This is a genomic window from Mesorhizobium sp. M1E.F.Ca.ET.041.01.1.1 (assembly GCF_003997355.1).
Lineage (GTDB): Bacteria > Pseudomonadota > Alphaproteobacteria > Rhizobiales > Rhizobiaceae > Mesorhizobium.
In genome coordinates, this window is the sequence record NZ_RZSL01000148.1 from 1 (window position 1) to 11,956 (window position 11,956).

Here is an 11,956-nt window from a genome sequence, read left to right on the forward strand (position 1 = left end):
CCTGTAGCCGGCGCCGTCACGCGCCCAGGACTTGGTGTCGATCGACATGCCGGAGCCCGAACCGAAAGTCTCGCCGAACTTGTCCTTCTGGCCGGCCGGAATGCGGCCGACGCCTACAAGCCCCTTGTTGACATAGGCGACGCCTTCGGCGCGCGCCGGGGTGAGGGCGGTGAACAGAGCAAGTGCCGCGCCGAGCGCGACGGTTCGGGTAAGATGCTTCATGAAATATCCCCTTGTGACGAGCGGAGCGGCCATGGCTGAAAGAGCGCGGCATCGGCGATGCGGCGGCCCTCGAACGGTCTAGGACGTGAACGTGATGGTTGCGTGACAAGAGGGGTGCACTTCCCCCTTCTCCCCTTGTGAGAGAAGGTGGATCGGCGCGTCAGCGCCGAGACGGATGAGGGGTGTTGGAAGAAATGAGGCGCAAGAAAATCAAAGGATTATAAGCGCTTAATCCTTTGACGCAGCGATCCGTCCAACACCCCTCATCCGACCTCGCTTCGCGAGGCCACCTTCTCCCACAAGGGGAGAAGGAGAGGGTGCTCAATCGCTTTCCCGCGCGATCAGCTCCAGCGGCCAGACCTCGCGGACGGTTCGCGGTCCCTCCGGGCCGGCATAGGCGGGGAGCGAGGCGAGCAGCATTTCGGCCAGCCGCCGGCCCATGGGCTCCAGCGACGGACGGAAGGCGGTCAGCGCCGGCGAGAAGTAGCGGCAAAGCGGCGTGTCGACGATTACGATCACCGCTATGTCGTGGCCGGGCCTGATGCCCATCTCGGCCAGTGCTTTGCAGCCGCCGAGCGCCATGGCGTCATTGTTGAAGATGATCGCCGTTGGCCTGTCCTTGGAGAGCATGACGCGCGGCGTCACCTGGTAGCCGCCGGCCTCGTTGATGAAGCCGTCGGCGATCAGGCCGGGGTCGACTTCGATGCCGTGCCTCTTCAGCGCCCTGCGGTAGCCGTCGAGGAACAGGTAGCCGAAGTTGAGATCAAGCGAAGGGCGGATGGCGGCAATGCGGCGGTGGCCCCGCGCGACCAGCCGGTCGACGGCTTCATCACCCGCTCTCTCGAAATCGATATCAAGCGAAGGATAGGTGTCGCCGCCGGATTGACTTCGGCCAAGCGTGGCGAAGGGAAAGCCCGCCTTGCTGAGATAGTCGATCCGATCGTCTTCCCGCCGTGTATTGGCCAACACGACCGCGTCGGCCCGGCGCGTCTCAACCACGCGGCGCAGCCTCTCCTGCTGATATTGACCGGGCTCACCCATGACGACCATCAGATCCAGGTCATACTCGGCGAGCCGCGCCTGCAGACCGGTCAGGAACGGGATGAAGAACGGCTCGCCATATTGCTGGTCACCGGGATGCGGTTGGAGCATGAAGGCGATCGAATGGGTGGCGCCTTTCCTCAGACTCCGGCCGGACTGGTTGGGCGCGTAGTTCAGCTTCCTGGCGGCCTCGAGCACGCGCTGGCGCGTCTCCGCATTGACATCGGCGCGGCCGTTCAGCGCGCGGGACACGGTGCCGATCGAAATGTTCAGGTGACGCGCGAGATCGTGGATGCTGGACGCCAAGGCCGGTTCTCCCCCTGTCTTCGCTAGCACCGGCCGCCCTTCAGGCCAAGCAGTGGATGTCGATTTTCGCGAGCAGGTGATTGACATTCTACGCTATCGGGTGTGTTGTCGTAAACGTTTACGGAAAAACGTTTACGGTGATGCCGTGGATTGCCGTGACACTCGGCCTGGAGGGGCCGAGCGGAGGAGGAGCGCTGGATGATGAAGGTCGTCCTGGTCGGGTGCGGAGCCATGAGCAGGCAGTGGCTCGATGCCGCAAGGCAGATCGAGGGGCTCGCCATTGCCGGCCTCGTCGATCTCGATGCGGCGCGGGCTGAGGCGAGGGCGCGCGAATACGAGCTCGCCAACGCAGTCGTCGGCACCAGCCTCGACGCCGTCCTCGATGAGACGAAGCCCGACGCCGTATTCGATGTCGTGGTTCCGGCGGCCCGCCGCGAGGTCGCGCTTTCGGCTTTTGCCCATCACTGCCATCTGCTCACCGAGAAGCCACTCGCCGACAGCCCCGAGAACGCGCGCGCCATCGTCGAAGCGGCGCGCCGCGCGGGCCGCATCCACGCGGTCGTCCAGAACCGGCGCTATGTCACCAATGTCAGACGGATCAGACGCTTCCTCGACTCCGGCGCCATCGGCAAGCCGACCAGCATCCATGCCGATTTCTTCATCGCGCCGCATTTCGGCGGGTTTCGCGAGGAGATGGCGCATGTCCTGCTACTCGACATGGCGATCCACACCTTCGACGCCGCGCGCTACATGGTCGCCGGCGAGCCGGCCAGCGTTTATTGCCAGGAGTGGGAGCCGGCCAGTTCCTGGTACCGGCAGGGCTCGTCGGCGAGCGCCGTCTTCGACCTCGGCGGTGGCAAGGTCTTCACCTATGCCGGCTCCTGGTGCGCCGACGGTTTCCGCACCAGTTGGGAAGGCAGTTGGCGTATCGTCGCCGAGCGCGGCAGCCTGTTGTGGGACGGACATGGCGGGCTGAAGGCGGAGGTGATTGCGTCCGGCCGCGACGGAATTATCGACAAGACGCAGCCGATCGAGGTGCCGGCGCTCGACGCCGCTGATCGGGTGGGCGGCCATCTCGGCATCATCCAGGATTTCATGCGCGCGATCGAAACCGGCACCGAGCCGGAGACGCGCGGCACCGACAACATCAAGAGCCTGGCCATGGTCTTCGGCGCCATCGAAAGCGCGGAGACCGGACGGCGCGTGGCGATCGCGACCCAGGAAGGATGACGATGCCAAACCCGCTTCTCGACATCAGGATCGGCACCATGGTGCGGGCCAATCTCGACGACCCGGCCGCCTACATCAAACAGATCCTGCCGTTCGGCTTCGAGAGCATCCAGCCCTTCTTCTGGCAGACGCTGGGCGGCAAGGATCTGCGGCGGTTGGCTGGAGAGATACACGAGGCGATCGGCGATGCCGACGTGACCGTTTCCTCGATCGGCGTTTTCGGCAATCCGCTGGAAAGCGGCGATACCGATCGCGGCGTGCTCGCGGCCTGGGAGACCGTGATCGACAATGCGCACCTCTTCGGCACCTCGCTGATCAGCGGCTTCACCGGCCGCATCCGCGGCAAACCGCTGACCGACAGCCTGCCACGCTTCCGAGAAGTGTGGGGGGCATTGGCGAAGCGCGCCGCCGACAAGGGCGTGCGCATCGCCTTCGAGAATTGCGCCATGGACGGCAACTGGGCGAGCGGCGACTGGAACATCGCGCATAACCCGGATGCCTGGGAGCTGATGTTCAATGAATTGCCCAACCACAATCTCGGCCTCGAGTGGGAGCCGTGCCATCAGCTCGTCTATCTGATCGACCCGATCCCGCAGATCCGCAAATGGGCGCCGCGCATCTTCCATGTCCATGGTAAGGACGCGACCGTGCGCTGGGACGTGATCCGCGAGCACGGCGTGTTCGGCCGCCTGCCCTTCGTGCAGATGCGCACGCCGGGCTTCGGCGACAGCAACTGGACGCGCGTGATCAGCGAATTGCGGCTGGCCGGCTACAAGGGCGCCATCGACATCGAAGGCTGGCACGACCCGGTCTATCGCGGCGACCTCGAGATCACCGGCCAAGTGCGCGCGCTCGACTATCTGAAGCAATGCCGGGGAGGGAACAGCTACCTGCCCAATCCGGTTTGAGTGCCGGCCGGCGGGAGGAGCCGGCCGATCCGAATCACTGTCGAAGCCCTTGATCGCGAGGGAACAAAAGGGAGGAACGTGCATGAGCATGACGACCAGAAGGACTGTTCTACGCTCGACCGTCGTGGCGGCCGCCACGGCGCTCTGCGCCTCGATTTCCACCTTGCCGGCAAAGGCGCTTGACGCCCAATGGTGCAAGGACGTCCATATCCGCTTCTTCGTCGGCGGCGCCGAGGGCGACGCCTTCGGCACCATCGTCTACAATGGCGCCAAGCAGGCGGCCGCCGATCTCGGACCGAAAGTCGACTACATCTTCTCCCAGTGGGACGTCGAGAAGATGGTGCAGCAATTGCGCGAGGCGGTGGCGGTCAAGCCGAACGGCATCGCCATGATGGGCCATCCGGGCGACGCCGCGATCATGCCGCTGGCCGAGCAGGCGCATAAGGACGGCATCAAGATGATGTACCAGAACGTGCCCGTGCCGAAGGTGGTGGCGGCGTTCGGCGGCGGCTATGTCGGCGCGCAGCAGGAACAGCAGGGCCGCGCGCTCGGCGCCGAGGCCTTCAAGCTCGGCAAGCTCAAGGCCGGCGACAAGGCGATCATGATCGGCCCGTTCGAGAACGAGAACCGCGGCGCGCGCGAGCGCGGCACGGTCGCGGCGCTGAAGGAAGCGGGTGTCGAGGTCATCCAGCTCTCCTCGCCGCCGAGCGGCGAATGGGCGTCCGATCCCAACCTTGCCATTCCGGTGATCACGGCAGCGTTGCTAAACCACCCGGATGTCAAGGCGGTCGGCTATCCCGGCGGCCAGATGCTCGGCAATGTCGCCACCTACATGCAGGCGGCGGGTCGCAAGCCGGGCGACATCTTCAATTTCGGCTTCGACACCAGTCCGCAGATCGTCGAAGGCTTCAAGGGCGGCTGGGTGCAGTTGACCGCCGACCAGCAGCCCTTCCTGCAGGGCTATCTGCCGATCCTCAGCCTCTGCCAGCAAGCGGTGCTCGGCCTCGCGCCGATGAATGTCGACACCGGCGCCGGCTTCGTGACGCCGCAGAACTACGAGATCGTCTCAGAGCTCGCCAAGCAGGCGTTGCGCTGACCTCCCAGGCTGCCGGCCGGGCTCGACCCGGCCGGCAGGACCGCCGGCGACGCCGGCAAGCGACAATCAAGGCGAGGATCGCATGGCCGAACGCATCATCGAACTGCGCGACATCAAGAAATCCTATGGCCAGGTCTATGCGCTGGGCGGGGTCAACCTCAGCGTCGATCGCGGCGAGGTGGTCGGCCTGATCGGCGACAACGGCGCCGGCAAGTCGACACTGATCAAGATCCTGTCCGGCGTGGTCAAGCCGACCAGCGGCGAGATCCTCGTGCGCGGCCAGCCGGTCACCGGATGGAGCGCCGCGCGCTCGCGCGACGCCGGCATCGAGACCGTGTTCCAGGACCGGGCTCTCGCCGTGCAGCAGACGATCGTGCGCAACATCTTCATGGGCCGCGAGCTCACCGGCTGGCTGGGCTGGCTGAAGGTCAACAAGGAGATCGAGGAGGCGAGCCGGCTGATGCGCGAGATCGGCTTCACCTCGAAAGTGTTCACGCCGCATTCCATCGTCGGCCAGCTTTCGGGCGGCGAACGCCAGGGCGTGGCGATCGCGCGCGCCATCTACAAGCAGGCGGAGCTGATCATCCTCGACGAGCCGACGACGGCGCTGTCGCTGACCGAGACCGCCAAGGTCTTCCATTTCGTGCGCCAGGTGCGGGCAAGCGGCCGGTCGATCCTGTTCATCGGCCACAACATCCATCATGTCTTCGACATTGCCGACCGCTTCGTGGTGCTCGACCGCGGCAAGGTGGCGCTCACCGCCGACCGCAGCGAGGTCAAATCGGCCGAAGACCTCATCAACTTCATGGAAGACGTAGCACACCCGGGCGGCTTGCCGGGGCTGCATGAGGCAGGCGGAGCGGAGCAGAGAGCGTGATGAGCAAGGCCATGGAACCCGATCTGCAAACGCCTCTGGGAAGGGCAAGCGGCCAAGCAGCCAAGGAATCAGGCAAGAAGTGGAACCATCCCTCCGACCACTGGCTGCGCGGCTTCGTCCTCGACAACCGCGCCGCCCTCGGCACGCTCGCCGTGTTCATCGTCATGATGGCGGTCTTCATCATCGCCAACCCGACCGTCTTCACCACCTGGTATCTCTACAGTTCGGTGCTCACGACGCTTCCGGTGGCGCTGTTCGTGGTCGTGCCGCTGGTCTTCGTCGTCACCTGCGGCGAGATCGACCTGTCGTTTCCGGCGACGATGGGCTTTGCCTCCTGGGTGTTCGCGCTGGTCGTGCAGGCCGGCTACGATCCGTTCCTCGGCATTGCCGCCGCGCTCGTCACCGGCACGCTGCTCGGCTTCCTGGTCGGATCGCTGGTGGTCTATGGCGGGCTGTCGTCGCTGATCGCCACACTCGGCATGAATTTCCTGCTGCGCGGCCTGATCCAGATCATCAACGAGGGCAAGTCGACGGCGGTGACCAGTCTGGCCGACAGCTCGGCCTACGCGATCTTCTCCAGCCAGATCTGGGGCATCCCAGTGCAGATCTTCTGGGCCATCGCCTTCGTCGTCTTCTCGGCGCTGCTCTACAACCGCCACCGCTTCGGCGCGCAGGTGAAGGTGGTCGGCGACAATCCGGACAGCGCCAAGCAGATGGGCATCGACGTCAAGCGCGTGCGGGTGAAGGTGTTCGTCTTCACCGGCATCGGAGCCGCGATCGCCGGCACCTTCTCGGTGATGATCAACTTCACCTGGTGGCCGACGGCGGGCGACGGCTATCTGTTGCCGGTGCTGGCGTCGGTGTTCGTCGGCGGTACGCCGACCTGGGGCGGCATAGGCACGGTCGTCGGCGGCGCGATCGGCGCGGTCACCGTCTCGTTCATCCAGACCGGCGTGGTGGCGGCGGGCCTGAGCGGCTTTTACGTCCAGTTCTTCAACGGGCTGATCATCATCCTGTCGCTGCTCGGCCACAAATGGAACCAGGCAAGGTATCGGTGAGGGGGCTGATCAAACGCTGGTGACGAAGCCGTCCAGCACGCGTTTCTGGCCGGCCTTGTCGAAGTCGATGGTGAGCTTGTTGCCGTCGATGGCCGCGATGTTGCCATTGCCGAACTTCTGGTGGAAGACGCGGTCGCCGACGTTGAAGGCTGACGGCGTATCGGCGACGGACTTGGCGACCAGCTCGCCCTCGATGGTGCGGCCCTTCACGCTCGTCCTGCCGGCGCCATAGCCGCTGTCGGTCTCGCCATAGCCGATGCGCTCGACCTGGTGGCCGGAGCGGGTGCCCCAGTTGCGGTCGGTCGCCTCGGTGCGGTTGGCTTGCGCGCGCTGCCAGCCAGGCGTCGCATAGGTGTTGGAGAAGCTGCCCGATTTCTCGGCGCCGATATTGTCGAAGCGCGACGCGCCGTAAGGGTTTTGCCGGCCGCCGCCGCGGCCGGAGGCAAATGAGCCGCCGCCATAAGGATTGCCGTAGCCGCCGTAGGAATTGCCGCCGTCGGCGACATCGACATGGGTTTCCGGCAGTTCGTCGAGGAAGCGCGACGGGATCGTCGATTGCCACAGGCCATGAATGAGACGGTTGGAGACGAACCAGATGTGGAGGTTCTTCTTGGCGCGCGTCAGGCCGACATAGGCAAGGCGGCGCTCTTCCTCCAGGCCGGAGCGGCCGCCTTCGTCGAGCGCGCGCTGATGCGGGAAGAGGCCTTCCTCCCAGCCAGGCAGGAAGACGGTCTCGAATTCGAGACCTTTGGCCGAATGCAGCGTCATGATCGAGACCGCGTCGAGCGACTCGCCTTGCTCGGCCTCCATGACCAGCGCGACATGTTCCAGGAAGGAACGCAGCGACTCATACTCCTCCATGGAGCGGATCAGCTCCTTGAGGTTCTCCAACCGCCCGGGCGCTTCCGCCGAACGGTCGTTCTTCCACATGTCGGTGTAGCCGCTCTCCTCGAGAATGGTCTCGGCGAGCTCGGTGTGCGGCTTGGTCTCCAGCGCCTTCTGCCAACGCTCGAAATTGGCCGCGACTTCGCGCAAGGCGGCGCGCGGTTTCGGCTTCAGCTCGTCGCTTTCGGCAAGCGTCGCGGCGGCCTCCAGCATCGGGATGCGTAATGTCCGCGCTGTGTCGTGGATCTGGCGGATGGTGGCTTCGCCGAGCCCGCGCTTCGGCACGTTGACGATGCGCTCGAAAGCGAGGTCGTCGCCGCCGTTGGCAACGACACGGAAGAAGGCCAGCGCATCGCGGATTTCCATCCGCTCGTAGAAACGCGGGCCGCCGATGACGCGGTAGTTGAGGCCAAGCGTGATGAAACGGTCTTCGAAGGCGCGCATCTGGAAGGACGCGCGCACCAGGATCGCCATGTCGTTCAGATTGTGCTTCTGGCGCTGGTAGGCCTCGATCGTCTCGCCGATGGCGCGCGCTTCTTCTTCCGAGTCCCAGGCGGCATGGACATGCACCTTGTCGTCCTCGGGGTCGTCGCGGTCGGTGAACAGCGTCTTGCCGAAGCGGCCTTCATTGTAGGCGATGAGGTGCGAGGCCGCGCCCAGGATGTGCGCGGTCGAGCGGTAGTTGCGCTCCAGCCGGATGATGGTGGCGCCAGGAAAATCCTTGTCGAAGCGCAGGATGTTGTCGACCTCGGCGCCGCGCCAGCCATAGATCGACTGATCGTCGTCGCCGACGCAGCAGATGTTTACTCTGTTTTCGCTCACGGGCTGTTCCGCGCCTGCCGGCGCGGGCCCTCCGCGGGGGCCTCGCAACGGCTCGGACGCCCGGTCGGGCTTGCGGCCTTCGGCCGAAATATCCCATTCATCGCTGCGGTCTAGCGGTTCCTCTTCGGGAACTGGTGGTCTGTAGTGGCCGCCCTCTGTTCTATCGATGGTGGACTTCGAAGTGCTCGGTGCGCGGCCGCCCGGAGTTCCATTTCTCGGCGTTCCCGGCCGCTGCGCCAGCAGGCGCAGCCACATGTATTGCGCGGTGTTGGTGTCCTGGTACTCGTCGACCAGGATGTATTTGAACTTGCGGTGATAGTCCTTCAGCACGTCCGGATAGGCGCGGAAGATGCGGATCGGGTGATAGAGCAGGTCGCCGAAGTCGCAGGCGTTCAGCGTCTGCAGCCGCTCCTGATAGGCCTTGTAGAGCTGGCGGCCCTTGCCGTTGCCGAAGCTGCGCGCATCGCCTTCCGCAATCTCGTCCGGGCCGAGGCCCTTGTTCTTCCAGTTGTCGATCATCTGGGCGAACTGCTTGGCCGGCCAGCGCTTGTCGTCCAGCCCTTCGGCTTGGATGATCTGCTTGATCAGCCGCACCACGTCGTCGGTGTCGAGGATGGTGAAATCGGATTTCAGCCCGGCAAGCTCGGCGTGACGGCGCAAGAGCTTGACGCCGATCGAGTGGAAGGTGCCGAGCCAGGGCATGCCCTCGACATTGCCTTCGCCGATCAGCAAGCCGATGCGCTGCTTCATCTCGCGCGCGGCCTTGTTGGTGAAGGTCACGGCGAGGATCTGCGATGGGAAAGCCCTGCCGGTGGCAAGGATATGGGCGATGCGCGTGGTCAAGACCCGCGTCTTGCCGGTGCCGGCTCCGGCCAGAACCAGAACCGGGCCTTCCGTTGTTTCGACGGCAAGCCGCTGCTCGGGATTGAGGCCCTTCAGATAGTCGGGCGCGCTGTTTTGAGCGCTGCGGGCGGCCATGGCGCGCGCGGCAATGCCGGACGGGGCCGCGGGCCGCGCATTCGGTTCGTCAAAGAAGGGCATGTCTTCCGAAAACCCGGACATCGCCCCGAATGTAGTGATTCGGCAGCGAAAGGCCAGAAGCGTCTACGTTTTGTTCCATTTTTGCGCTGCTCTGGTTCGCTTGACAGGCGCGGCCGGGGAGGGAAAGCTGCCGGCAGGGCAGGGACGGCACGCCGTTGCCTGAGAGGCGCCGCGCGGCGCAACAGTCGAAGGAGTATCATCTTGGCTGTCACCATCACCTCCCTCGTCCTCTTCCTCATCGGCATGGTTCTCGGCGGCGGCGGCGTCTGGTTGGTCTCGCTGGGCGGCAGCTGGTACTACGTGATTGCCGGCCTTGCTTTCCTGATCACCGCCTTTCTTGTCTTCCGCCGCAAGTCGACATCGTTATGGCTCTACGCGGCGTTCGTGATCGCCACGCTGTGCTGGGCTGTCTGGGAGATCGGCTTCGACTGGTGGCAGCTCGCTCCGCGCGGCGGCGTCATCGTGCTTATCGCGCTGTGGCTGCTGACGCCGTGGGCACGCCGCGGGTTCGCTGGTCCTGACGGGCGGGCGCCGCTGATCCTGGCGGTGTTGGCCTCGCTTGCGGTCGCGGGGTACTCGATGACGGCCGACCCCAAGGACATCGGCGGCACGCTGGGTTCCGACAAGGTGGCGCCGACGGCCAATCTCGGCGGCGACATGCAGGCCGGCGAATGGCATTTTTACGGCCGCACGCCGTTCGGCCAGCGCTACTCGCCGCTCGACCAGATCACGCCGGACAATGTCGCCAGGCTGCAGCCGGCCTGGACCTATCGCACCGGCGATGTGAAAGGTCCCGACGATATCGGCGAGACGACCTATCAGGTGACGCCGCTGAAAGTTGGCGATGCACTCTTCATCTGCACGCCGCACAACTTCGCCATCGCCATCGATGCCGCGACCGGCAAGGAGAAGTGGCGCTATGATCCGAAGATCAAGCTGGACCCCGACCGCCAGCATCAGACCTGCCGCGGTGTTTCCTATTACGCCGATGCCAAGATCGCGGCCGGACAACCATGCGCCGCGCGTGTCTATCTGCCGACGTCCGACGCGCGTCTGATCGCGCTCGATGCCGCGAACGGCCAGGTATGTCCGTCCTTTGCCGAAGGCGGGACGCTGAACCTGCTCGCCAACATGCCCTATCCGAAGTCGGGCTACTATTATTCGACCTCGGCGCCGCTGATCGTCGCCGGCAAGATCATCGTCGGCGGCGCGGTCAACGACAATTATTCGACCGAGGAGCCTTCGGGCGTCATTCGCGCCTACGACGCCGGCACTGGCGCGCTGTTGTGGAATTGGGATTCCGGCAATCCGGACCAGACGACGCCGCTGCCTGCGGGGCAAAAATACACGAACAACTCGCCGAACATGTGGTCGACGGCGAGCGCCGACGAGAAGCTCGGCCTGCTCTATGTGCCGCTCGGCAACCAAACGCCGGACCAGCTCGGCATGGGCCGCAGCGCCAATGCCGAGAAATTCTCCTCCTCGATCACCGCGCTCGACCTCAACACCGGGCAATTGCGCTGGGTTCGCCAGCTGGTGCATCACGATCTGTGGGACATGGACGTGCCGGCCCAACCGACGCTGGTCGACATCACCTCGGTCAACGGCACGGTCGTGCCGGCACTGGTCGGGCCGACCAAGCAGGGCGACCTCTATATGCTCGACCGGAGCACCGGAGAGCCGATCATCCCGGTGAAGGAAATGCCGGCGCCGGGCGGCGCGATCGAAGGCGACCATGCCTCGCCGACACAGCCGGAATCGGACCTGTCTTTCAATCCCAAGCCGCTGACCGGCGCCGACATGTGGGGCGTCACCATGTTCGACCAGCTGGCGTGCCGGATCGAGCTCAGGAAGCTGCGCTATGAGGGGCGCTATACGCCGCCCTCGCTGCAGGGATCGCTGATCTATCCCGGCAATTTCGGCGTCTTCAACTGGGGTGGCGTCGCGGTCGACCCGGTGCGGCAGGTGATGTTCGGCATGCCGACCTATCTCGCCTTCACGTCTAAGCTCATTCCGCGCGCTGACGTGCCGCCGCCGGGCGACAACACCAAAGGCAGCGAACAGGGGCTCAACCGCAACGAGGGCGCGCCTTACGCGGTGGTGATGGGACCGTTCGTGTCGCCGCTCGGCATTCCCTGCCAGGCGCCGCCCTGGGGCTATGTCGCCGGCGTCGATCTCAGGACGGGAACTATCGCCTACAAGCATCGCAACGGCACCGTCTACGACATGACGCCGCTGCCGCTGCCGTTCAAGGTCGGCGTGCCGGGCATTGGCGGGCCGATGGTCACCGCCGGCGGGGTCGCCTTCCTGGGCGCCGCGGTCGACGATTATCTGCGCGCCTACGATCTCACCACCGGCAGGCAGCTCTGGCGGGCAAGGCTGCCCGCGGGAGGGCAGTCGACGCCGATGACCTACACGGTCGCCGACGGCCGCCAGTTCGTCGTCATCGTCGCCGGCGGTCACGGCTCGG

8 protein-coding genes and 1 pseudogene are annotated in these 11,956 nt (G+C 65.2%); 6 read left to right on the forward strand and 3 right to left on the reverse strand.

The genetic code is table 11. The annotated features are described in order from the left end of the window. Positions 1-222, reverse strand: a pseudogene (locus EOA38_RS14695) (hypothetical protein); the annotation flags it as partial. A 321-nt stretch (positions 223-543) separates the two neighbouring features. Next, entirely contained in the window at positions 544-1,569 is a 1,026-nt protein-coding gene (locus EOA38_RS14700) for a LacI family DNA-binding transcriptional regulator (RefSeq protein ID WP_127299510.1), read from the reverse strand. 198 nt (positions 1,570-1,767) lie between these two features. On the opposite strand from EOA38_RS14700, the gene EOA38_RS14705 reads away from it, so the two are divergent. The 5 genes from EOA38_RS14705 to EOA38_RS14725 all read left to right on the forward strand — a co-directional run bounded on the left by EOA38_RS14705 (position 1,768) and on the right by EOA38_RS14725 (position 6,738). Continuing rightward, complete coding sequence (locus tag EOA38_RS14705; protein ID WP_127299511.1) at positions 1,768-2,799, forward strand: Gfo/Idh/MocA family oxidoreductase; 1,032 nt, start codon at positions 1,768-1,770, stop codon at positions 2,797-2,799. A gap of 2 nt (positions 2,800-2,801) precedes the next feature. Further along, on the forward strand, positions 2,802-3,707 hold the full coding sequence (locus EOA38_RS14710; protein ID WP_189434678.1) for a sugar phosphate isomerase/epimerase: 906 nt from the start codon (positions 2,802-2,804) through the stop codon (positions 3,705-3,707). An 82-nt stretch (positions 3,708-3,789) separates the two neighbouring features. Then, on the forward strand, positions 3,790-4,803 hold the full coding sequence (locus tag EOA38_RS14715; protein WP_127299513.1) for a substrate-binding domain-containing protein: 1,014 nt from the start codon (positions 3,790-3,792) through the stop codon (positions 4,801-4,803). An 82-nt stretch (positions 4,804-4,885) separates the two neighbouring features. Then, positions 4,886-5,680 carry an ATP-binding cassette domain-containing protein gene (locus EOA38_RS14720; protein ID WP_126093117.1) on the forward strand — a complete coding sequence of 265 codons (795 nt, stop codon included), beginning with the start codon at positions 4,886-4,888 and terminating at the stop codon, positions 5,678-5,680. Continuing rightward, a complete protein-coding gene (locus EOA38_RS14725; protein WP_127299514.1) occupies positions 5,680-6,738 on the forward strand; it encodes an ABC transporter permease in 1,059 nt (352 codons plus the stop codon). Before EOA38_RS14720 ends, EOA38_RS14725 begins: the two co-directional genes overlap by 1 nt. A gap of 9 nt (positions 6,739-6,747) precedes the next feature. Here EOA38_RS14725 and EOA38_RS14730 read toward each other — a convergent pair whose 3' ends face one another. Continuing rightward, entirely contained in the window at positions 6,748-9,507 is a 2,760-nt protein-coding gene (locus tag EOA38_RS14730; RefSeq protein WP_127299515.1) for a UvrD-helicase domain-containing protein, read from the reverse strand. Positions 9,508-9,687: 180 nt separating this feature from the next. On the opposite strand from EOA38_RS14730, the gene EOA38_RS14735 reads away from it, so the two are divergent. Continuing rightward, the coding region (locus EOA38_RS14735) for a glucose/quinate/shikimate family membrane-bound PQQ-dependent dehydrogenase (protein WP_145965965.1) at positions 9,688-11,956 on the forward strand (2,269 nt) is incomplete at its 3' end.